22 protein-coding genes are annotated in these 22,112 nt (G+C 39.2%); 7 read left to right on the forward strand and 15 right to left on the reverse strand.

Translation table 11 applies throughout. From position 1 onward, the window contains the following. Nucleotides 1-95: 95 nt before the first annotated feature. From hemB to H5159_RS13300, 11 genes are all read right to left on the reverse strand, one after another. Nucleotides 96-1,106 carry a porphobilinogen synthase gene (gene hemB / locus H5159_RS13250; protein ID WP_024597079.1) on the reverse strand — a complete coding sequence of 337 codons (1,011 nt, stop codon included), beginning with the start codon at nucleotides 1,104-1,106 and terminating at the stop codon, nucleotides 96-98. A 12-nt stretch (nucleotides 1,107-1,118) separates the two neighbouring features. Further along, on the reverse strand, nucleotides 1,119-2,972 hold the full coding sequence (locus H5159_RS13255) for a diguanylate cyclase (RefSeq protein ID WP_182780419.1): 1,854 nt from the start codon (nucleotides 2,970-2,972) through the stop codon (nucleotides 1,119-1,121). Next, complete coding sequence (locus H5159_RS13260) at nucleotides 2,972-3,757, reverse strand: TatD family hydrolase (protein ID WP_182780420.1); 786 nt, start codon at nucleotides 3,755-3,757, stop codon at nucleotides 2,972-2,974. The genes H5159_RS13255 and H5159_RS13260 overlap by 1 nt, the downstream gene beginning before the upstream one ends. Next, on the reverse strand, nucleotides 3,757-4,272 hold the full coding sequence (locus tag H5159_RS13265; RefSeq protein ID WP_138489908.1) for a hypothetical protein: 516 nt from the start codon (nucleotides 4,270-4,272) through the stop codon (nucleotides 3,757-3,759). Before H5159_RS13265 ends, H5159_RS13260 begins: the two co-directional genes overlap by 1 nt. A gap of 1 nt (nucleotide 4,273) precedes the next feature. Further along, nucleotides 4,274-5,014 (reverse strand): twin-arginine translocase subunit TatC, encoded by a 741-nt coding sequence (tatC, locus tag H5159_RS13270; RefSeq protein ID WP_004334958.1) that lies wholly within the window; start codon nucleotides 5,012-5,014, stop codon nucleotides 4,274-4,276. A gap of 48 nt (nucleotides 5,015-5,062) precedes the next feature. After that, nucleotides 5,063-5,395, reverse strand: coding sequence for a Sec-independent protein translocase protein TatB (gene tatB, locus H5159_RS13275; RefSeq protein ID WP_024597077.1), 333 nt, complete (start codon nucleotides 5,393-5,395; stop codon nucleotides 5,063-5,065). A 5-nt stretch (nucleotides 5,396-5,400) separates the two neighbouring features. Next, nucleotides 5,401-5,649 (reverse strand): Sec-independent protein translocase subunit TatA, encoded by a 249-nt coding sequence (tatA, locus tag H5159_RS13280; RefSeq protein WP_004334954.1) that lies wholly within the window; start codon nucleotides 5,647-5,649, stop codon nucleotides 5,401-5,403. Nucleotides 5,650-5,729: 80 nt separating this feature from the next. After that, entirely contained in the window at nucleotides 5,730-7,331 is a 1,602-nt protein-coding gene (gene ubiB, locus H5159_RS13285) for a ubiquinone biosynthesis regulatory protein kinase UbiB (protein ID WP_024597076.1), read from the reverse strand. A 9-nt stretch (nucleotides 7,332-7,340) separates the two neighbouring features. Next, nucleotides 7,341-8,024 carry an SCP2 domain-containing protein gene (locus tag H5159_RS13290; protein ID WP_182780421.1) on the reverse strand — a complete coding sequence of 228 codons (684 nt, stop codon included), beginning with the start codon at nucleotides 8,022-8,024 and terminating at the stop codon, nucleotides 7,341-7,343. An 11-nt stretch (nucleotides 8,025-8,035) separates the two neighbouring features. Next, nucleotides 8,036-8,791, reverse strand: coding sequence for a bifunctional demethylmenaquinone methyltransferase/2-methoxy-6-polyprenyl-1,4-benzoquinol methylase UbiE (ubiE, locus tag H5159_RS13295; RefSeq protein WP_024597074.1), 756 nt, complete (start codon nucleotides 8,789-8,791; stop codon nucleotides 8,036-8,038). Between the two features lie 83 nt (nucleotides 8,792-8,874). Continuing rightward, nucleotides 8,875-9,861, reverse strand: coding sequence for a GGDEF domain-containing protein (locus tag H5159_RS13300; RefSeq protein WP_182780430.1), 987 nt, complete (start codon nucleotides 9,859-9,861; stop codon nucleotides 8,875-8,877). Nucleotides 9,862-10,195: 334 nt separating this feature from the next. On the opposite strand from H5159_RS13300, the gene H5159_RS13305 reads away from it, so the two are divergent. After that, complete coding sequence (locus H5159_RS13305; RefSeq protein ID WP_182780422.1) at nucleotides 10,196-11,974, forward strand: DUF885 family protein; 1,779 nt, start codon at nucleotides 10,196-10,198, stop codon at nucleotides 11,972-11,974. A 175-nt stretch (nucleotides 11,975-12,149) separates the two neighbouring features. Next, nucleotides 12,150-13,631 carry an FMN-binding glutamate synthase family protein gene (locus H5159_RS13310; protein ID WP_138489912.1) on the forward strand — a complete coding sequence of 494 codons (1,482 nt, stop codon included), beginning with the start codon at nucleotides 12,150-12,152 and terminating at the stop codon, nucleotides 13,629-13,631. Between the two features lie 46 nt (nucleotides 13,632-13,677). Here the strand turns inward: H5159_RS13310 and mtnK are convergent, their stop codons facing one another. Next, nucleotides 13,678-14,895, reverse strand: coding sequence for an S-methyl-5-thioribose kinase (mtnK, locus tag H5159_RS13315; protein ID WP_182780423.1), 1,218 nt, complete (start codon nucleotides 14,893-14,895; stop codon nucleotides 13,678-13,680). Nucleotides 14,896-15,024: 129 nt separating this feature from the next. On the opposite strand from mtnK, the gene mtnA reads away from it, so the two are divergent. Next, entirely contained in the window at nucleotides 15,025-16,050 is a 1,026-nt protein-coding gene (gene mtnA, locus H5159_RS13320) for an S-methyl-5-thioribose-1-phosphate isomerase (RefSeq protein WP_182725052.1), read from the forward strand. 62 nt (nucleotides 16,051-16,112) lie between these two features. On the opposite strand, the gene H5159_RS13325 is transcribed toward mtnA, so the two are convergent. The 3 genes from H5159_RS13325 to H5159_RS13335 are packed head-to-tail and all read right to left on the reverse strand — an operon-like array spanning nucleotide 16,113 to nucleotide 17,964. Beyond that, nucleotides 16,113-16,655, reverse strand: coding sequence for an acireductone dioxygenase (locus H5159_RS13325; protein ID WP_182725053.1), 543 nt, complete (start codon nucleotides 16,653-16,655; stop codon nucleotides 16,113-16,115). Beyond that, a complete protein-coding gene (mtnC, locus tag H5159_RS13330; protein WP_182780424.1) occupies nucleotides 16,652-17,338 on the reverse strand; it encodes an acireductone synthase in 687 nt (228 codons plus the stop codon). Before mtnC ends, H5159_RS13325 begins: the two co-directional genes overlap by 4 nt. Further along, nucleotides 17,335-17,964, reverse strand: a complete 630-nt coding sequence (locus H5159_RS13335; protein WP_004334937.1) for a methylthioribulose 1-phosphate dehydratase — start codon at nucleotides 17,962-17,964, stop codon at nucleotides 17,335-17,337. Before H5159_RS13335 ends, mtnC begins: the two co-directional genes overlap by 4 nt. Before the next feature lie 108 nt (nucleotides 17,965-18,072). Between H5159_RS13335 and H5159_RS13340 the strand changes: the two genes are divergently transcribed. The 4 genes from H5159_RS13340 to H5159_RS13355 all read left to right on the forward strand — a co-directional run bounded on the left by H5159_RS13340 (nucleotide 18,073) and on the right by H5159_RS13355 (nucleotide 22,080). After that, nucleotides 18,073-19,215: a methionine aminotransferase gene (locus H5159_RS13340; protein WP_182672410.1), complete on the forward strand. Its 1,143-nt coding sequence runs from the start codon at nucleotides 18,073-18,075 to the stop codon at nucleotides 19,213-19,215. After that, nucleotides 19,203-19,976: an amidohydrolase gene (locus tag H5159_RS13345; RefSeq protein ID WP_182693263.1), complete on the forward strand. Its 774-nt coding sequence runs from the start codon at nucleotides 19,203-19,205 to the stop codon at nucleotides 19,974-19,976. The genes H5159_RS13340 and H5159_RS13345 overlap by 13 nt, the downstream gene beginning before the upstream one ends. Before the next feature lie 75 nt (nucleotides 19,977-20,051). Continuing rightward, nucleotides 20,052-21,467, forward strand: a complete 1,416-nt coding sequence (locus H5159_RS13350; RefSeq protein WP_182780425.1) for a mannose-1-phosphate guanylyltransferase/mannose-6-phosphate isomerase — start codon at nucleotides 20,052-20,054, stop codon at nucleotides 21,465-21,467. Next, the gene (locus H5159_RS13355) at nucleotides 21,454-22,080 is read left to right on the forward strand and encodes a hypothetical protein (protein WP_259399113.1); all 627 of its coding nucleotides are present in this window, start codon (nucleotides 21,454-21,456) and stop codon (nucleotides 22,078-22,080) included. The genes H5159_RS13350 and H5159_RS13355 overlap by 14 nt, the downstream gene beginning before the upstream one ends. Nucleotides 22,081-22,112: the final 32 nt, after the last annotated feature.

Here is a 22,112-nt window from a genome sequence, read left to right on the forward strand (position 1 = left end):
TGGGACACCAGTTTAGAGAATAAATATGACGAAAATAATACAAAAATGTAAATGAATGTAAACAAAAGGCGGTTTAACCGCCTTTTAATAAAAAATTACTTTTTAGCTAGATATTTTGCGGCTTGCTTAGCAAAGTAGGTTAATATTCCATCGGCTCCTGCACGCTTAAATGCAAGTAAAGATTCCATTATTGTAGCCTCTTCACTTAACCAACCGTTATCAATTGCTGCTTTGTGCATTGCATACTCGCCACTTACCTGATATGCGAAAGTAGGTACACCAAATTCGTCTTTAACACGCCGTACAATATCTAAATAAGGCATACCGGGCTTTACCATAACCATATCAGCGCCTTCTTGTAAGTCTAATGCGACTTCACGTATTGCTTCATCAGAGTTTGCTGGATCCATTTGGTAAGTTTTTTTATCAGCACCTTTTAAGTTACCAGCAGAGCCTACAGCATCTCTAAATGGGCCATAGTAGCTAGATGCGTATTTAGCTGAGTAGGCCATAATTCGAGTATGAATAAACCCATCAGCTTCAAGTGCTTCGCGAATAGCGCCAATACGACCATCCATCATATCAGAAGGGGCAACAACATCAGCACCAGCTTCTGCATGGGAAAGTGCTTGTTTAACTAAAATTTCAGTAGTGACATCATTAATAACATAACCTGAATCATCAATAATACCGTCTTGGCCATGCGTAGTGAAAGGGTCAAGTGCTACATCAGTAATCACACCCAGCTCAGGAAAAGCTTCTTTTAACGCTCTTACGGTGCGTTGTGCTAAGCCATCATCGTTATATGCTTCTTCGGCAAATAATGATTTTTTATCCGCAGGCGTTACTGGAAAAATAGCAACGGCAGGTACGCCAAGTTCAACGAGTTCTTTTGCTTCAACAAGCAGTAAATCAATTGATAGGCGCTCAATACCAGGCATTGATTCAATTACCTCGCGGCGATTTTTACCATCAAGTACAAATACAGGGTAAATTAAATCATTTACGCTAAGCTGGTTTTCAGCCATTAAGCGGCGAGAAAAGTCGCTGCGGCGCATTCTGCGCATGCGAGTATATGGGAAAAGGTCTAATCCTGATTGGGCCATGTTAATATGCTCCTACTGTGGTAATGGAAAAGTAATTACTTGATTACGGCCATGCTGCTTTGCGTAATAAAGTGCTTTGTCGGCGCACTCAGTAAAAATTTGAGGGTTGCTAACATCATCAGCAATACTGGTGTATACACCAGCGCTAATAGTAAATTGAATATCATTATTGGCAACCGTTACTGTACTTACTGAGATATCAGCTCGTATTTTTTCAGCTATGTCTTGTGCGCCTTCACTAGGGGTATTAGGTAATAGCACAACAAATTCTTCACCGCCATAACGGGCAACTTCATCGAGTGGTCGTTTTAAATGGTCTTTTATAAGGTCAGACACTGCTTTAATAACTTGATCGCCAATGATATGGCCGTACGTGTCGTTGATATTTTTAAATCGATCTATATCAAGCATAACAATGCTAAGCGGCGTTTGTTCTCGACGAGAGCGACGAAGCTCCATTACCAGTTTTTTATCAAAAAAGCGTCTGTTTTTTATTCCAGTCAATGCGTCTTCAGTATTTAGTAACTCAAGTGAGCGGTTTTTTTCTTCAAGCTCTCTAAGCGTCACTTGTAATTCAAAGGTGCGCTCGTCCACCTGAGATTCAAGTTCTTGGCGAGTTTTTTCTTGTAATTTTAAGCGCTCTTTAAGTAGTGTATCTTGTGCTGTGTTTTCAGCAATCAAGGTTTGTTGAGCAATCACTTCTTCATCGCGTTGTAAAATAAATAACTTCATTACGCTGTAGCATAAGCAAAAAGTGCAACCAAAAAAGCATGCAAATACAAATGCGAGCGTACTTCTGTCAAAGGCGTATAGGCCCATTACTGCAACAGTAAAATAAAGCATTACCACCAAGAAAAAAACCAATACAAGTAATAGTGCTTTGTTTGGTTTAGAAGGCGTTAAACGCACGCACATAAACGTAGTTACAATATAAAAGCCTAAAACGATTGGAGTAGTGATTAAACAAAATAATGTAACTATGTTGTTTGGAAGTAGCCAAATAAATAATAACGAAATGGCTAAAGCGTTAACTACAACTTTTTGAATAGTTAGCAGAAGAGAGGGCCTGGGATGGCAAACTTGCTTCTGCAAAGGCAAAAACAATAAAGTGATAAGCATAAGTAATATAGGGGTCATAACTTGCTGTAATGCAGGCAAATTAGGATGAACGTACCTTAAGCCAAAACCACAAAGGTAGGCTAATACACTACCTAATGTGAGAGATATAACCCCAGCATAAACAAAATAACCTTTACGTGAAAAACCATATAAAACTATGCAACTGACACCCAAAGAAAATATAAAACCAATCAATAAGCCATAGAGTAAATTGAGTTTTCCTTTGTGTGCCAAATAAGCTTCTGGTTGCCACAGTGTTAAAGGGACTCGCAAGCCTGAACTATTCGCCACTTTCATTATAATAAACGTTTCGCTATTTGCAGGGCTGAGCAGTTTAACTAATAAAGATTCACTTTTAATTGTGCGCTTATATAAGGGGTAGGCATCACCAATTTGAGTATAAGAAAGTAATTGCGAGTTATGTAATTGATATACTTGAACGTCGTTTAGCAAAGGATTGTTTAGTGACAATATTTGCTCAGTATTATAACTAAGTGTATTTTTTATTTTAAATTTTATCCATACAGGACGCTGCTCTAGTCCTAAATTAAGGGGTTTTGCTGTGTTTTTTTGCCACTGTATATGGCTACTTTGTTGTGCACTTAATAGCGACGTTGGTTCAAAAGAGTAATACAGGTTATTAATGTTTTGAGAGTTAAAATCGTGTTTTATTATTACTGGGTTTGCGAAACAGCAAAAAGTGCAAAGGAATACTAATAGGCTTAAAAGTGCCTTTGCATAGGCCATTAACGATCTTCTAAACCAAAAACACGGTGAAAGTTTTCTGTAGTTTTACGGGCCACAACTTCTTCATCTATTTGATAAAGTTGTGCAACCGTTTGACAGATATAAGGAAGCAGGGCAGGTTCATTTTTACGTGATTTAGGTTTTGGTTTAACTGTTCGTGGAATTAAAAATGGTGCATCAGTTTCTATTAATAATCGATCTAGAGGAATGCTAGGCACTAGCTGTTGTAAATCTTTTCCACGCCTTTCATCACATACCCAACCCGTTATACCAATATATAGACCTAAATCTAAATATTGCTTTAGAGCTGCTGAGTTACCCGTAAAGCAGTGGAGTATACCGCGAATACTAAACTCTTTTAAAATACTTAGCATGTCGTCACTTGCATCACGTTCATGCAAGTAAACAGGTAAATCTAATTTCTCTGCAAGTGCTAATTGGCGCCTAAAAACACTACGCTGTACATCGCGAGGCGAAAAGTCGCGGTTATAATCAAGGCCGCACTCACCAATAGCAATAACATGCTTATTATTTGCAAGTACAGTTAGTTGTGCTTCTAGTTCATTAGTGGCTGATTTTGCATCATGTGGGTGGATACCCGCCGTAGAATATTGAAGATGCTTTGTTGCAAGTTCAAGTGATTGCTGACTGCTTGCAATATCACAACCAATAATAAGCATATTTGTAACACCCGCTTCATTGGCACGGGTAATTACATCGTGATGCTGCTCATCAAATTGATGATTAGTTAAGTTAACTCCAGCATCAATTAATGTATATGACATTACTTAGTACGTTTAACGCGAATAGAGCGGTTTTCACCGTCAATTTTAAGTAAAAATGAGTTAAAAACACCACGGCTAATTACAATCGTATCGTTCTTTTTCAAGCGCATGCTGTCAGAGCCAATTTGACGCCATTGTTGACCGTTATCTAGCGAAATAATTAACTCGCCGTAAGCAGCTTCTTCAACTGAAGCAACCATCGCTTTAATTTCAGCGTCTTTTTCTGTCTGTGATTTTTTGTACTCTAACCCAAACTCATCAGCTGTTTTTTTCACTTCTGTTGGTGTTGTGGCTACTGCCTGAGGTACATTATTAGCTGTTGGTGGTGTGAGCGTTTTTGTTACTGATGGCTTAACCAGTGACTTACCCGCGATGGTATTATCGTAACAAAGTAAGCGGTTAAAATCGTTTTCAATAAAGCTACATGCTTGTAACGCTTGAGTATTAAACTCTGTTTGCGCAGCAAAAGTCGGTGCGCTTAATAAAACCAATAGTGAGAGTAGTTGTTTTTTCATTTTATTCCTCAGATTCTTTTTGTGGTTTAGCGGTATAAAACTTTGCTAAAATTAGACCTAGCTCAAACAGAAGAAGCATCGGAAATGCTAACAATGTTTGTGATAATACATCAGGCGGTGTTAAAAACATCGCGACTACAAAAACACCCACTACGATATAAGGGCGCTTTTCTTTTAAGCTTTTTGTTGTTGTTGCACCACTCCAGCATAGCAACATAATAGCCACTGGAATTTCGAAAGCGACGCCAAATGCAAAAAACAACTTTAATACAAATCCTAGATAACTACTTATGTCAGGTGCAAGGGTCATCATTTCGGGACCGGTACTTGTAAAAAACCCTAAAATAATTGGCAGAACTACAAAGTAACAAAAGGCTATGCCGCCATAAAATAATATTATACTTGAGGCGAGAATAGGCATGAGCATTTTCTTTTCGTGCTGATATAAACCCGGCGCTATAAACCCCCAAACTTGATGCAATATCCATGGAATCGACGCAAATAAAGCGACAAATAAAGTAAGTTTGAAAGGTGCAAAAAAGGGAGCTGTTACATCGGTTGCAATCATGGTTGCCGTACTTGGCAAATGCGAGACTAACGGCTGTGCAACAAAAGCATAAATATCATTTGCAAAATATACTATGGCAATAAAAATAACAAAAATGCTTAGTAGCGCTTTTATTAGCCGATCACGCAACTCAATTAAATGAGCTACAAACCCTGATTTTACTTCCTCAGCCATTATTTTTTATACCATGTAGTAAGTTGACCACAAAGTGAGAAATAAATTTCACTTTTTCTCATCAAGTTGTTGGTTATTTGATGTATCAGATTGTTGTTTTTTGTAGCTGTGAGTAACTGATTCAGCCGCTTTTTGTAGCTCTGTTAGTGAGCTTTGTAACTCAGGGCTTAAATCTTTTAATTCTTGCTGTTCTGCTTTTTTAAGGTTTTCGTGCAGCTCATGGATGCGAAGCTCTTCACTTACTTCGGCTTTTACTGAGTTGGCAAGTGATTTAGCGGTTTTAACCCATTTACTCACTGTTCTAATCGCAACAGGTAAGCGCTCAGGGCCGAGCACCACTAAACCAACAATAAAAATAACAACAAGTTCCCACATGCCCATACTAATTAAACCTTATTGTTATCTTTGTTTTTTTCAGTATCGGTTGAGTTGTCAGCAGTGTTTTTTTCTGATTGTTGAATTTGCTCGGATTTCTCTTTCTCGCTCATTTGATCATCTGACATTGCTTTTTTGAAGCCCTTTACAGCGCCCCCAATATCGCCACCCATACCGCGTAGTTTTTTTGTGCCAAAAAGTAAAACTATGATCGCTAAAACAATTAATAATTGCCAAATACTAATACCACCAAAACCCATGGTTTTCTCCAATATATAAAACGGTTAAATGTTTATTTTAAATACTAATTATACGCTCACTAGCGCAAATAGCACCCAGTTTATGCGCTGCGCCATGCCGCTATAAAGCTAATAGCCGATAAGCTTATTGCAAGACTTGCAGCTATTAAATCGTGCTGTAAATAACAAAGTGTTGCCATAATCATTGTAGCACTACCAAATAAACTCAATATTAAAGGTTTATGAGATACCTTTTGTTCTTGCGGTTGAATGTGTGGTGCACGCTTTAAATTTTGGTAAATTAGATCCGGTAACTCGGGCATTTTTTCAGCCCAAAATGGCAAGTTAGCATACATTTGCTTCAGTACTGATAGCGGTCCAACTTGTTGCTTTACCCAGTCTTCTAAAAAGGGCTTAGCTGTTTTCCATAAGTCGAGTTGTGGGTATAGCTGACGCCCCAATCCTTCAACGTATAATAAAGTTTTTTGTAGTAATACTAATTGCGGCTGTACCTGCATGTTAAAACGACGTGCAGTATTAAATAGATTTACGAGTACGTGCCCAAATGAAATTTCAGCCAAAGGTTTATTAAATATAGGCTCGCAAACTGTGCGAATCGCAAATTCAAATTCTTCAATGCTAGTATCTGGTGGTACCCAACCAGAATCAACGTGTAGTTGTGCAACTTGGCGATAATCACGATTAAAAAAGGCGATAAAGTTTTCAGCTAAATAGCGTTTATCTTCTTTGCTTAACGTACCAACAATACCGCAATCAATACCGATATACATTGGGTTTTCAGGGTGCTCTCGAGAGACGAAAATATTACCCGGATGCATGTCGGCATGAAAAAAACTGTCTCTAAACACCTGCGTAAAAAACACTTCTACGCCACGCTCAGCAAGTAATTTCATATTAGTGTTTTGCGCCATAAGTGCATCGGTATCAGAGACGGGTATGCCGTAAATACGCTCCATCACCAGCACATTGCTACGGCTGTAATCACTGTAAACTGCAGGGATGTATAATGAATCAGAGCCTTCAAAATTGCGTTTTAGTTGAATGCCGTTGGCACCTTCTCGCATTAAGTCGAGCTCGTCTAGGAGTGTTTTCTTATATTCTTTAACTACTTCTACAGGACGCAGGCGTTTTGATTCGTTATGTACTTTTGCAAGTACCTTTGCGAGCTTTTCCATTAGCGCTAAATCGGCATTAATTTGCTCATAAATATTGGGTCTAATAACCTTAATTACGACATCTTGCTCAATACTCTGCTCATCAATAAGTTTTGCTGTATGTACTTGCGCTATAGATGCAGAGGCCAGTGGAGTTTGTGAAAACTCACTAAATAATTCACTTATATCGTTAATTTCGAGCGCTTTTTCTATTATTTTTTGTGCAAGTTCGCCTTCAAATGGTTGAACTTGATCTTGCAAAAACGCAAGCTCTAAAGCGATATCATGAGGGAGTAAATCACGACGAGTAGAGAGCATTTGACCAAATTTGATCCAAACAGGACCCAGCTCTTGTAATGCTAAACGTAAACGTAGCCCCGCCGGTTTTTCTTTGTGCTGATTACGCAGCCAAAATAAACTACCACGGGCTATTTTACCAAACCAAGGCACTTTATGCTTTGGAATTAGCTCGTCTAGTCCATAGCTAAGTAACGTTTTGGTGATGTTATACAAACGTGCAGTCGACACAAAAAATCCTTAGCGGGTGTTTGAAGGTAAAAAAGAATTTAAGAGGGCGTTAATGCGTTGCTCAACGGCAGCGACTTGTCCTTTGAGTTCTCTATTTTTTTGTTTAAATCGCTCAAGTTCTAATGGATGAATAGTAATTGCGAGCTCATCTTGGCATAAACTTGTAAGCATGGTACTTATTTTAGTATTGGTTTTGCTGCTCTTTTGTTTTAGTTCTTTTAAGTGCAGGTATAACTGCTGAGCGGGTGCATCGCCAATGTATTTAGAAAGTTGTTCAGGCCAATCAATATCAATACCTGAAAATGCATTGCTATAAGTTTGCGCAATATTTAAATCGCCTTGTAAGTCGAGCTTATCTTGGCGAATTAATTGGGTAAGCATTGCAGGGTTTTTGAGCGCTAAAAGTGTTTCTATATCTGCGCTGATCATACAATCTGCGTTTTCATTGCTTTGAGCACTGTATAAGTGTAATTGATCAGCACTATAAACGAGTTGGATGCTTTGTTGCCAATCTCTTATTTCAACCACTAAGCGCTTATGTTTAACGGCGTTTAGCTTTTGAGATAATTGTGGGTCAAGGCTAAGCGCTTGATTTAGTACACGCTCAATAAGCGAAAGTACAAAATTAGGTAACATAAAAAACTCAGATGACATTGCACCATTATTGCTTTTTGTTATTTTTTCAAGCGCCATAACTGCTAGCCTTAATATTTAAAACCACGATGCAGTGCAACAATTCCGCCTGTGAGGTTTTGGTATGTTGTTTGTTCAAAGCCCGCATCTTCCATCATCGCTTTTAATGTGTCTTGATCTGGATGCATACGAATAGACTCAGCTAAATACTTGTACGATTCACTGTCGTTAGCAACTAGCTTACCCATTGTTGGCAATAAATTAAATGAGTAAAAATCGTAAGCTTTACTAAGTACGTCATGCTCTGGTTTTGAAAACTCTAAAACAAGTAATCTGCCACCTGGCTTTAAAATACGGTACATAGAGCGTAATGCTTTGTCTTTATCGGTAACGTTACGTAAGCCAAAGGCAATAGTGATCACATCAAAGCTATTATCTGGAAATGGCAGCATTTCAGCATTCATTTGTACGTAGTCAATATTGCCTACTAAGCCAAGATTGTGTAGTTTTTCACGACCAACCTTAAGCATAGATGAATTTATATCGCCCAAAACAACTTGACCGGTCTCGCCAACTAGTTGACTAAATTTTGCCGTTAAGTCGCCAGTGCCGCCGGCTAAATCGAGTACATGATGGCCTTTACGAACACCTGAGCTTGCAATAGTTTGACGTTTCCATAAACGATGCACACCAAAAGACATTAAATCATTCATTACATCGTATTTTGCAGCTACTGAGTGAAATACATCAGCAACCATAGAAGCTTTATCGCCCTCGGCTACTGTTTTATAACCAAAATGCGTGGTCTTTTGTTCGGTTTCGTTCATGACTAATCTCTATCGTGACAATAGAGGTTAGTGTACTTTATTGTACGCAGTAGGTGCAATTTGAATATGATTTATCAGGTAATTTATTGCCCTGCAGTGTAGCTACTTTGCCCTAATGACCGCGCTTTAAAAGCCGCATGAGACGCTTTTTTAGCTAACTGGTTAAAATCATCTTCTTGTAGATGTTGAGCAATTCCTAGAGATAAGCCAATACTAGGTAACTTAATCCCTGTTTTTGAACTAACAAAGCGAAGCTTTTCGACTCCATTTCGGACTTTTTCAGCTATAACATTGGCTGTTTCTGGGTCTATATCGGCGAGTAAAACAGTAAATTGATCTTTAGCTGTGCGGCCAGGCAAGCCACTTTGAAAAACATATTTTTGCACTTGTTTAGCTACTTTATTCAAAATAACTTCACCAATTATATCACCGTAATTTTCAGTAAAGTGATCAAGGTTATCTATTTGAATCGCAATGGCGCAAATAGACTTTTTTTGATTAGTCCATACTTGAGTTTGTTGCGTTAAATAATGGCGTTTATAAAGCCCTGTTTGGCTATCAATAATATGTTGTTTACGAAGTTGATTTAGCTGCTTTTTTGTTTTTTCGTGTAGTTGTTTGGTTTTACTTAGTTCTTGCTTAAATTGCTTGTGTTGATTTAGTAATTCGGCGGTTTGATTATGAAGTACTTCAAGCGCTTGACGGCTTTGTTCTATGTTGTTCTCATCTAGTGAATGTACGCATTCGCTCACCTGACCCGCAAAGCGAATTATCTGTTTTTCAGTAGCTTGAGAGTTTTGAGAAAGTGAACTTATAACACCATCAACATTTTGAATCATGTTGACTTGCTCTGTGTGACCGGTATTTAAAAATTCAGCATGGAGCTGTTCAATTAAAACACTGTCTATATTATCTTCAACCGCAATAGCGCGGTCTAAGGCTTTGTTCAGCTCAAGGTTAGTTTGGCTAGTATAGGTATAAACAACTTGATAATTGAGCGGCGTAGGAGAAAGTGCATAGCGCTCTAAAAACACACACACTTTAGTCATCTTCTCTTGTGCAATAGCCATGGAATCATGGAACATCATTTTAAATACCAACTAAGTACGCATAAGTGCAAATTTTAAAATATCTCATTCCATGAGGCGGTTATGCGTCCGAGCTTTTTATTATTTTTTTATACAGTAATCATTATCCGCGCTATTTAAAAGCAAAAACGATAGTTAGGGAACTTAAATTTTACTTTAGCAGCCCAATCGCTGTTTTTCTCATCAATTCGGCTGGTTTTTACTTCTGTTAACGTATGTAGCATTATTTCAATATGCTAGTTTGTCTCATTTACTTGCTATTTCTTTAGCCTACGATAGTTTTATGCAATCTATTGCATCATCAAGTTAAATAATAATGAATCTTTTTTTACCAAAAACGCTTCGCCAAACGCTTCTTGGCATAACTGCTTTATGTTCGTTAAGTGCATGTCAAATAACCACACCCAATGCGGATGAGCAGTTTACTCAAGTAGCACAATCTATTGTTCAATATAGAGAAAGTATAAATCCTTATAGCAGTTCAAAAGGGGTTGATGGCTATTTACTTGCCAATTTATCGCCAGAATTTTTAGCAAAGCAGTACAAAAGTAATACTCAATTATTAGCAGACTTAGATGCCGTAGATGCAACTAAGCTTAGTGACGAAAATCAAATTAACTTAAGTATTATTCGTGCTCAGGTGCAAAATAGCGTTGACGAATATGTGTTTAATGCGCATTACATGCCGCTTACATCTGAGTATGGTTTTCACTCCGGTCTGTCGTACATCGTTAACAGTTCTCAATATAAAAAAGAGCAAGATTTAGAGACATACCTTGCACGTTTAGCACAAATCCCCCGCTTTTTTGAGCAAAATATATATTGGATGAAAAAAGGGCTCGAAACAGGTCTCACCCAACCAAAAGCAGTTTTAGAAGGATACGAAGACTCCATAAGTACTTATATTGTTGATGATGTAACTCAATCAGAATTTTATAAACCGTTTTTAGCTAACACTGCCAGTTTAAGTGAGAGTGACTTTTATGCACTTCAACAGCAAGCTAAAGTTGTTTTAAAAAATAAAGTAATACCAGCATATAAAGCCTACCTAACGTTTTTTACTGAGCAATACCAACCGGGCGCCCGCACAAGTATTGGTATTTCAGAAACCCCTAATGGCAAAGCTTTTTATAAAAACCGTGCTAAGCATTACACCACTACCGACATGACACCAAAAGAGATCCACGAGCTAGGCTTAAAAGAAGTTGCTCGCATTCGAGGTGAAATGGAAGCTGTAATAAAAGAAGTTGGTTTTAAAGGCTCATTTGCTGAGTTTATTCACTTTTTACGTACCGACCCACAGTTTTACGCAACAACACCTGAGCAACTTTTGAAAGAAGCATCTTACATTGCTAAAAAAATGGATGCACAGCTGCCTAAGTTATTTCATACCTTACCGCGCAAACCTTATGGCGTGGCACCGGTACCCGCAAGTATTGCCCCTAAATACACAACAGGTCGGTATTCTGGCTCTAATCGAGATGATGAAGCTGGATACTACTGGGTAAATACTTACGCTTTAGATAAGCGCCCTTTGTATGTTTTAGAAGCATTAACATTGCACGAAGCAGTGCCAGGTCATCATTTACAAATATCACTTAATGCAGAGCTTGAAAATTTGCCGAGCTATCGTCGTGATGCTTACCTTTCGGCATTTGGCGAAGGTTGGGGGCTTTACTCTGAATATTTAGGTTTAGAGGCAGGCTTTTATCAAGACCCATATAGCCGTTTTGGTCGCTTAACTTATGAAATGTGGCGAGCAGCACGTTTGGTTGTTGATACAGGGATGCACATGTATGGCTGGAGCCGCGAGCGAGCTATGAACTTTATGAGCGAGAACACCGCGCTTTCGCTGCATAATGTTAAAACAGAAACTGACCGTTATATATCTTGGCCAGCTCAGGCACTGTCATACAAAATTGGTGAGTTAACTATTAAACGTTTACGTGTTGAAGCAGAGCAAGCGCTTGGACCAAATTTTGATATTCGCGAATTTCATCATCAGGTTCTTCGCCATGGTTCAGTGCCCTTGTCAGTATTAGAAACACAGGTACGTTTATATATAAAAAATGAGTTAACTAAGCTGCAAAATTAGCTTTGTAGGGCTTATAAACCTTGAACAAACAAAGGTGTTGTGTCATTTTGACCGCAACACCTTTTTTATACCACAGACCTAGTAATGTAGTTTATTTTAGCGACTCCAATCGTCAAAATATTCACATACTACGCAATAGGTATTATCTAAAAATATAGCCATCAAGGGGCCTTAGATGAGCAATTTCATTATGTTTAGTATTGACGTATTTGCGAGTATTTTTATTATCGCACTTGGGTTAATTGTGCTTACTGTTATTATTTTTTACTTTCGCGATATAACACAAACAAAACATGCTATTAGGCGTAACTACCCAGTAATTGGCCGCTTTCGATATTTTTTTGAACGCCAAGGTGAATTTTTCAGACAATACTTTTTTGCTCTCGATCGAGAAGAAATGCCATTTAACCGCGCTGAGCGCAGTTGGGTTTACCGCGCAGCAAAAGATGTCGATCGCACCGCTGCATTTGGTTCAACACAAAGCTTAGAAGTGACGGGTACGGTTATGTTTATGAACTGTGCTTTTCCTACTTTAGATGAAGAAGCACTCGACCCGAGTAATGTTACTTTAGGTCCGTATTGTAAAACACCTTACACCACTAATTCGTTATTTAATGTGTCGGGCATGAGCTTTGGTGCGCTTTCAAAGCCTGCTGTGCGCGCTTTATCAAAAGGTGCTAAATTAGCGGGTTGCTGGATGAACACAGGTGAAGGGGGCTTAAGCCCTTACCACCTTGAAGGTGGCGCCGATTTGGTATTTCAAATTGGTACAGCTAAATATGGTGCCCGAGACGAGCATGGAAACTTAAGCACCGAAAAACTTAAAGAAATAGCAGCTCACGAACAAGTCAAAATGTTCGAGCTAAAAATGAGCCAAGGTGCAAAACCAGGTAAAGGCGGTATGTTACCAGGGCGCAAAGTTAACGCCGAAATAGCTAAAATTAGGGGTATTCCAGAAGGGCAAGATTCGATTAGCCCAAATGGACACCCTGAAATCAAAAACCCAGCCGACATTCTCGATATGATTGCCACTGTACGTAATGCCACAGGAAAACCAACAGGCTTTAAAGCCGTTATTGGTGATTACACCTGGTTAGAAACGTTATTTGCAGAAATAAATCATCGTGGCATTGAGTCGGCACCCGATTTTATAACAATTGATAGTGCTGATGGTGGTACGGGGGCTGCACCGCAGCCGCTTATGGATTCGGTGGGTTTACCTCTTCGCGAAAGCTTGCCGCTTGTAGTTAATATGCTTGAAAAGCACGGGCTTCGAGATCGCGTGAAAATTATTGCATCGGGTAAATTAATCGTTCCTTCAAAGGTTGCATGGGCATTAGCGCTTGGTGCTGATTTTGTTGTCTCGGCTCGTGGTCATATGTTTGCACTGGGCTGTATTCAGGCAATGCAATGTAATAAAGATACCTGTCCAACCGGGATCACTACGCATAACGAGCGTTTGCAACGCGGCTTAAATGTAGCTGATAAAGCGCAACGAGTAGCTAACTATAATAAATACATTCATTACGGAGCCGGTTTAATTGCTCACTCATGCGGTGTAACAAGTGCACGAGAGTTGGCTCGTAAGCATGTACGTATAGTGCAAGAAAGTGGGCTTTCAGAGCCGCTTGATAAAATTTATGAAAACTACAAGTAAGTTTTAACTAACTAGAAGGCGCTTATAGCGCCTTTTTTAATGCTTGTTAGTTTAATTGGCTTATTAATAAACTAAAGAATGCTTCTTTGTTGTTGCATGTTTGTGCATTTAAAATAAGTTGCTCGCCTAGTGCTAATGTTTGTTTTTGCACTGTAAGGCGCGCATTGTCATCACTAATACTATCTATATCGCTTACGTGCGCAAGCCCAATAGTACGCCTAATTAACTCAGCACCACAGTAACCAACAGCATCTTGCAATACGTTTTTCATAAAGTATTGCGCATAGCCTACTGGCGCTAGTGATTCATCTGTTGTTTTAGTGCGTATTAATTCAAGCCATTGCTGCTCAAATAAACTATAGGTGTCTACGATACAGCTAAGTAAATGTGTTTGGTAATTACGACGTGCTACAAAGTCATCAATATGCCCTGCTTGTGCGCAGTAATTCAATAGCAAATTACCAATAAAAGAGCCAATATCGAACCCAATAGGCCCAAAAAAGCCAAACTCTGGGTCAATCATCTTTGTATTATTACAATCAACAAAAATGCTACCGCTGTGCATATCACCATGAAGTAATGTTTGCGGGTTAGATAAAAAATTAGCTTTTAGTTTTGCTATTTCTAACTTCAATGCGTTGTTTTTTTGTATTGCGTCAACTTCGTTTTGTAGTTGCTTTGGGTAGTTATTGCGTTCGTGCTCAATGTACGGATCGCTAAAAAATAAGTCTTCAGTGATTTGGCAAAGCTCAGGATTAGTAAATTGGCTAACGAGTGCTTTTTTAGTTTGCGCGGTTAAGTAAAAATCTGAATTATAAAAGCCGGTGTGGCTTAAGTAGGTCGCTACGTGCTGCGCTAATTTAGGGAATTGCTCTGCATTATTTTGTGCAGTACGCAATATTTGTAAATTACCTAAATCTTCTAAAATAGTCAGCGCTTGCATTTCACTATAATGTAAAACATTAGCAGTATAAGTAGGGCAAATAGCACCATGGTTAAGTAAAACTTGTGCTTCTATACGGGCTCTATCAAGCGTTAATGGCCACGACTGACCCACGCAACGCGCGTAAGGCAGAGCTTGCTTTAAAATAACACTATTGTTTTGCTCATCAGTAATTCTAAATACTAAATTAAGATTGCCATCACCAAACTCATATGCCGATAAGGTTTGTCCGGAATCAAAAAAATTACATTGTTTAGATTCAATTAATGTCGATACGTAATCGATAGCGCGCTGTGCATTAAAAGCAACATAGTTAGTCATGGTTTAAATCTCAAAAATCAGCTTTTAAGCATTCTATACTTTTAAATGTTTAGATGTCTACAAGTCTAACTTGAGAGTTATTCAAAGTGGTGTAAAATAACGTTACGCATTTTTAATACCTTAAGCATTATGCAAAACTTAATCGCAAGCAGTTTAAAATATGAAAACGGGTCGCTTAGTGTGCTCGACCAATATTTACTACCTCACCAGCAGGTATGGCATCAGTGCCATGATGTAGAAACCATGAAAGAGCTGATCATTAACTTAAAAGTGCGTGGAGCCCCACTAATTGGCTTAGGCGCGAGCTTGTTAGTGGCGTATTTAGCTGAGCAAGGGTTAGTGAAAAGTGAGCTTGAAAAAGCAATCAATGAACTAGAAGCCACTCGTCCAACGGCGGTTAATTTAATGCATTGTATGGCGGCATTGCGAAAAGCTTTAACGCAAAGCGATTATGTTGCCGGTATTGTTAGTACTGCTGAGCGGTTGTTTATTGAAGATATTGAGCTGTGTGAACGAATGGCAAATCGTGGTGCCGAGCTTATAAATAGTGGCGACAACATATTAACTCATTGTAATACAGGGGCGCTTGCAACCGCTGGTATTGGTACTGCACTAGGTGTTATTTACAAAGCGCAGCAAAAATATGGCAACGTACATGTGTGGGTTGATGAAACACGACCATTATTACAAGGCGGTCGCTTAACTGCCTTTGAGCTTGAGCGCTGGAAAATTCCGTACACATTAATTTGCGATAATATGGCGGCAAGTTTAATGGCTGCAGGTAAGGTGGATAAAATAGTAGTAGGGGCTGATCGTATTGCTGCCAATGGTGATTTTGCTAATAAAGTGGGCACCTATAATTTAGCCGTACTTGCGTATTTTCATAACATTCCATTTTATGTAGTTGCGCCTATTACCACGCTTGATACCAACACCGCTTGTGGTAATGATATAGAAATAGAGCAACGTAATCCTCAAGAAGTGCGCGGAGTTAGCGGTAGCTTTGGCGAGGCTTTATGGGCGCCCATCAATGCTAATGTATATAACCCTGCATTTGATATAACGCCGGCAAAACTGGTCACAGGATGGGTGTTAGATACAGGTGTGTATAACCAAAGTCAGGTTGAAAATGGCGATCTCATAAAGCTTAAGTAGCTTCGCGATGTTTTGGTCCACGTTATGTTTATCAGTGTGGACCAAGGTTTTGAATGGCTAACTTACGATAATAGCGGAAATTGCTCTGCAATAGACGAGGCAGTGCTTTTTGCCACCCAGCCTTCTGTATTGTTAAATAAGCGAATGGCAGTAAACTCAGGGTCGCTTCCCATATCAAACCAATGCGGGGTAAGTTCAGGCACTGAAATTAAATCGCCTTGTTGGCAAAGTACCTGGTAAACCTTATTGCCTAAATGCAGGCAAAATAGCCCTTGGCCTTTTACAAAAAAACGTACTTCGTCTTCACTATGAGTATGTTCAAATAAAAACTTTTTGCGCAGCTCTGATGCGCCAAGATTACCTTTAGCTAGAGATATAACGTCTACTGTTTGATAGCCATTTTCGGTTTTTAACCGATCTATATCGTTTTTGTACGCACTAATAATTTGCTCGTGGGTGGTGTGCTCATTAATATCTGCATTTGCTTGCCACTGTTCAAAACGTACGTTTACTTTAGCTAGTTGCTTTGTAATATCATCAGCATTTGATGTGCTTACAAGTGCTTTGCTTGCATCGTTGTCAGCATATATTGTTAATTGGCTCATACTAATTGCTCCAATTTAAATTGGCTAAAGTCATTAATATAAGGGTGTGCTTTAGTGCTTGCTTGCCCATCACGAATTAAATGTAGTGTTTTTAAGCCCGCAGCTTGCGCGGCATCAAGCTCACTGGCTACATCACTTAAAAAGAGTATTTCTGCTGCTTTAAACGGTAACAGCTCAACAATGGTGTTATAGGCTATTTGCTCTTGTTTTGCGCCAACTTTGGTGTCAAAAAAGTCAGTAAACAAGCTGCGAATGTCATCATAATCACTGTATTTAAAAAGTAGCTGCTGCGCTTTTACTGACCCTGACGAATACACATATAAAGCTATATCGTTGTTGTACTGAGCTTGTAAAAAATCAAATGCATCTGGGTATAAATGACCTTTAAAATCACCGTGTTCATACCCTGTTTGCCAAATCAAGCCTTGTAACTGCTTAAGTGGAGTGATTTTTTTATCTTCATCAATCCAGGTAAGTAAAGTGCTAATGACTTCTTCAATATCGGCGTTTGGCTTTTCGATAAGGGCTTTTACGGCACTAATTTGCTCAGCTACATCTGGCTTATTAGCATTGGCACGTACAAAGGTAGGTAACTGTTTTGCTGCGTAAGGAAACAACACCTCTTTAACAAACGAGATACGGGTTATTGTGCCTTCGATGTCGGTTAAAATGGCTTTAATCATTTAGTTACTCCCGCTTGAATACCTATTATTTTTAGGCGCTCTAGTTCGCAGCTAAATAAAAACTCTAAGGCTTCTAGGTGGCGACGAACTTCATCAATATTACGTCCTACCGCATATAAACCATGACCACGTATCAGTACGCCGTGCTCTATAGGCGTGTGTAAATGATGGTCACTGACCAGTAGGCTTAATCGATCAATATCTTGATCGTTATCGAAAATAGGAATGCTCAGCGTTTCTAAATGCGAAGTAAAGCCGCTCAGTGCTTTTTGCATTTCATAGCCTGTTAAATCAAGCTGATGCCCTTGGGTAATTTGCGACAGTACGGTAGCGGCTACAGAGTGAGTATGCAAAACACACTGCGCATCAGGTATTAGCTGATACAAACTTAGGTGTAATTGTGTTTCTGCCGATGGTTTTACAGCTCCTGCTAGGCGCTCGCCTTGGTGATCTAATTGCAAAAAATGCTCTTGCGTCAGTGAGCCTTTATCGTGCCCACTTGCTGTAACAACAAAGCCAGTGCTAGTACGAGCTGAAAAGTTTCCGCCTGTTGCGGGTACCCAGCCTTTTTGGCTAACCCATTTTCCGGCTTCAATAAGTTGTGAAATAGCGGTATTGTTTTGCATACATTCCTCACTAATGAGCGTAAAGTTAATTGTTTTTAGACGGCTATACTTCTGTTTTAAGCAATGATAGCATCGCTTTAAGCGCAAAACCATCATTAAGGGCATCACGTGTTTGAAAGTAAATTACCAAATTTAGGCGTTAGTATATTTAGCCAAATGAGTGGGTTGGCTAATGAGTTTTCGGCAATTAATCTCTCTCAAGGCTTTCCTGAGTTTGATGCTCCTGATCTTTTAAAAACGCAGTTAAATTATTATGTGCAGCAGGGCGTTAATCAATATTCACCTTCAAGTGGTGTACCACGATTACAGCAACAAATTGCTGATTTAGCAAAGCGCAAATATGCAGCTGATATAAACGCAGCTGATCAAGTGACTGTTACCTCGGGTGCAACAGAGGCATTGTTTGTGGCTATTCAAACAATTGTACGCCCAAATGATGAAGTGATTGTATTTGACCCTGCATATGACTCTTACCAACCGGCAATTGAACTCGCTGGTGGAAAGTCGGTACACATTGCTTTAAGTGCGCCAAATTACACCATTGATTGGCAAGTAGTAAGCCAAGCAATTACTAAAAATACCCGTGCAATTATTATAAATACGCCTCATAACCCAAGCGGTAAAATATTACAGCCACAAGATATAAAAGCGCTTAAAGAGTTAGTTGGTACTCACAATTTGTATGTAATAAGCGATGAGGTATATGAGCACATTACGTTTGATGAACAACCGCATTTAAGCGTATTACGCGATGATGAATTATTTGCCAAAAGCTTTGTTGTATCGAGTTTTGGTAAAACGTTTCACAGCACGGGCTGGAAAATGGGTTACTGTATTGCACCTGCCGATTTAGCTGTCGAATTTAGAAAAATTCATCAGTACGTTACGTTTTCAAGTTTTACCCCCGCACAGCATGCGCTTGCCGATATGCTCGAGCAGCAAGGTGAGCATATAGATGAGCTAAGCGGGTTTTATCAGCAAAAACGCGACTTATTAGCGAGTCATTTAAGTAACAGCCGTTTTAAAATTTTACCTAGCCAAGGCACTTACTTTTTATTGTTAGATTACAGCGATGTATCGGATTTAAACGATGTTGAATTTTGCCATTGGTTAGTTGAGCAAGCCGGTGTTGCGGCTATTCCGTTAAGTGTTTTTTATCAAAATCCACCAACCGACAAAGTAATTCGTTTATGCTTTGCTAAAAACGACAACACTCTCATAGAGGCTGCGCAAATATTATGTCAACTTTAACCATTACAGCATTGCAAAGCTCGCTTTATTGGCTTGATAAAGATGCTAATTTAGCCATGTTTAATAAGCAGCTTGAAGCAATTACGCATCAGCCCGATCTTATTTTACTGCCCGAAACATTCTCGACTGGCTTTGCCATTAATTTAGATTGTGCAGAGCCTGAAAACGGTAAAGTACTGACGTGGTTAAAGGCGCAGGCTCATAAACATGATGCGGTTATTGCGGGTTCGGTACTTGTTGCACAAGGCGATAAAAAAGCGAATCGGTTTTATTGGGTAAAACCCGATGGTGAGGTGAGTTATTACGATAAGCGCCATTTATTTCGCTTAGGCAGCGAGGGCGATTATGTTGTAGCAGGGCAAGCGCGCAAAGTTTTTGAAATCAATGGTTTTAAACTATTACCGCAGGTATGTTACGACCTGCGCTTTCCGGTATTTCAACGTAATAATAACGACTACGATGTAATGATAAACGTAGCAAATTGGCCTGCTGTACGCCGCCATATTTGGGATACGTTACTTATGGCGCGTGCAATGGAAAACCTATGTTACGTAGTAGGTGTTAATCGTGTGGGGGAAGACGGTAATGGTGTGGCGCACAATGGCGGTACCGCAGTATACGACTTCAAAGGCGATGCATTAACTAAAGCGCAAGATGACGCAGAGCAACTAGTTACTATAACACTTGAAAAAGCGCCACTGGATGAGTTTAAAGCAGCGTTTCCTGCCTATTTAGATGCAGACTCTTTTACATTAATATAAACACGTTAATTTAGCGCAGAGCCAATAAAGTGTTAAAATAGTCGCTGATATTTTTGTTGGCGGCTAATGTACATTATGAACACTTTAATCACTCCTGTAATTTTAGCAGGTGGCATAGGCTCTCGCTTGTGGCCGCTTTCTCGCCAAGCAATGCCTAAACAATTTTTACCACTACTAAATGAAAACATGTCATTGCTACAAAGTACGTTGGCGCGTGTTTCTAATGAGTTGTTTGATAATGCTATTTTAGTGTGTAACGAGCAGCACCGATTTATTGCCGCCGAGCAGGCTGAAAGCTCAATTCCTACTGCATTATTACTCGAACCTAAAGGTAAAAATACCGCGCCTGCCATCGCATTAGCCGCCCACTATGCGCTGCAAAATGGGATTACCGGCCCGCTATTAGTGATGCCTGCCGATCATCATATTAAAAACTTTGATGTATTAACGGCTAAGCTCCCTGAAGCTGTAAAACTTGCTGAGCAAGGAAAGCTAGTGACATTTTCTATTACTCCTACAGAGCCTCATACTGGCTATGGTTATATAAAACAAGGCGCGGCTATTGTTGGAACGGGTTGTTACGATGTTGCACAATTTAAAGAAAAGCCTGACGTAGATACAGCGAACCGCTATTTAGCTCAAGGTGGTTATAGCTGGAATAGCGGCATGTTTTTATTCACCCCTGCAGCCTATTTAAAAGAGCTCGAACGGTTTGCGCCAAAAATAGCAACGAGTGTCGCTGCAGCGGCGCAATTTACTAAAGATTTAGGGTTTACCCGCCCAAGCAACAGTGCGCTTGAACACTGCCCAAGCGATTCAATTGATTACGCCATTTTAGAGCGCAGTAATAACGTAGTTGTTATGCCTGTTGATTTAAAATGGAGTGATGTAGGTAGTTTTTCATCCCTTGATGCGCTTACAAAAAAAGATGAAAACGGTAATAGCTTAAATGCTAATTATATGGCTCAAAAAAGCACTAATAACTTAGTTATTAACGAGGCTGAACACACTATTGCTACGCTTGGAGTTAGCAATTTAGCAATTATTCATACTCATGATGCCACGTTAATTGCAAACCAAAATGAGCTAGATTCTCTGCCTTTGTTGCTTAAGCAAATTGCTACCACACAGGCTGATAAACTTAACCATCATCAAGTGGTTTTTCGCCCATGGGGGAATTACCGTACTTTGGTTGAAGGCACTGGCTTTAAAGTTAAAAAAATTACTGTTAACAGCGGTGCTAAGCTTTCGACGCAGCGCCATCAGCATCGTGCTGAACATTGGGTTGTGGTTTCGGGTATTGCAGATGTGTGTATTAATGAGCAAGCGTATACGCTAACGCATGACCAATCGTGTTATATCGCGGCTAAGCAAATTCATAGTTTGGCTAATAATCAAAAAGACCCGTTAATTGTCATTGAAGTGCAAACCGGTACTGTACTTGATGAAAGCGATATAGAGCGATTTGATGATAAATATGGAAGGGGTTAAAAATAAAATTCATGCCAAAAAGGACGTTTCAATATTAATGAGTAAAGTCATTTATAAAATCACACCTGACGTGAATCATTATCGAGTCATATTTCCTGATGATGAAACTTTATGTGAATCTGAGTTATGGAAACCTAATACTTCTACAAAAGAGTCTACACTGATAAATTTTAGTGCCCATTATAATAATGAAAAAGAGACGCCGATAGGTGATATGACAGCAATAAATTTACAGGGTCTTGCTATAAGGGATCATGTAGCAAATGAATTGGCAGAGATTTTTGAAGATTCGGGAGAGTTACTGCCTTTCCATGTCGGTGATGATAATTGGTACTTTTATAATGTCACTCGAAAAATAGAGGGTATATTAAATGTTGAGATGAGTACTTTTATGCTGCCAAGTTTAAATATCGGATTACAAAAAGCGGTGTTCAAAAAAGAAAAACTACCAAAGCATAGCTGCATATTTAAAATGCCAGAAGTCCGATTTGAAGGCACTTACGTTTTTGACTCTCGTGTAAATGATAAAGATATTACTTTAAACCTATTTTGTGCCTTGCAAGCCCATGGCTTTACTGGGCTTAGCTTTGAAGAGGTTGCGAGGTTTGATTAACCTAAAGTAAAATTTAAAAAACTTAAACGCTT

Source organism: Pseudoalteromonas sp. SG43-1 (assembly GCF_014164415.1).
In the GTDB taxonomy this organism is placed as follows: domain Bacteria; phylum Pseudomonadota; class Gammaproteobacteria; order Enterobacterales; family Alteromonadaceae; genus Pseudoalteromonas; species Pseudoalteromonas distincta.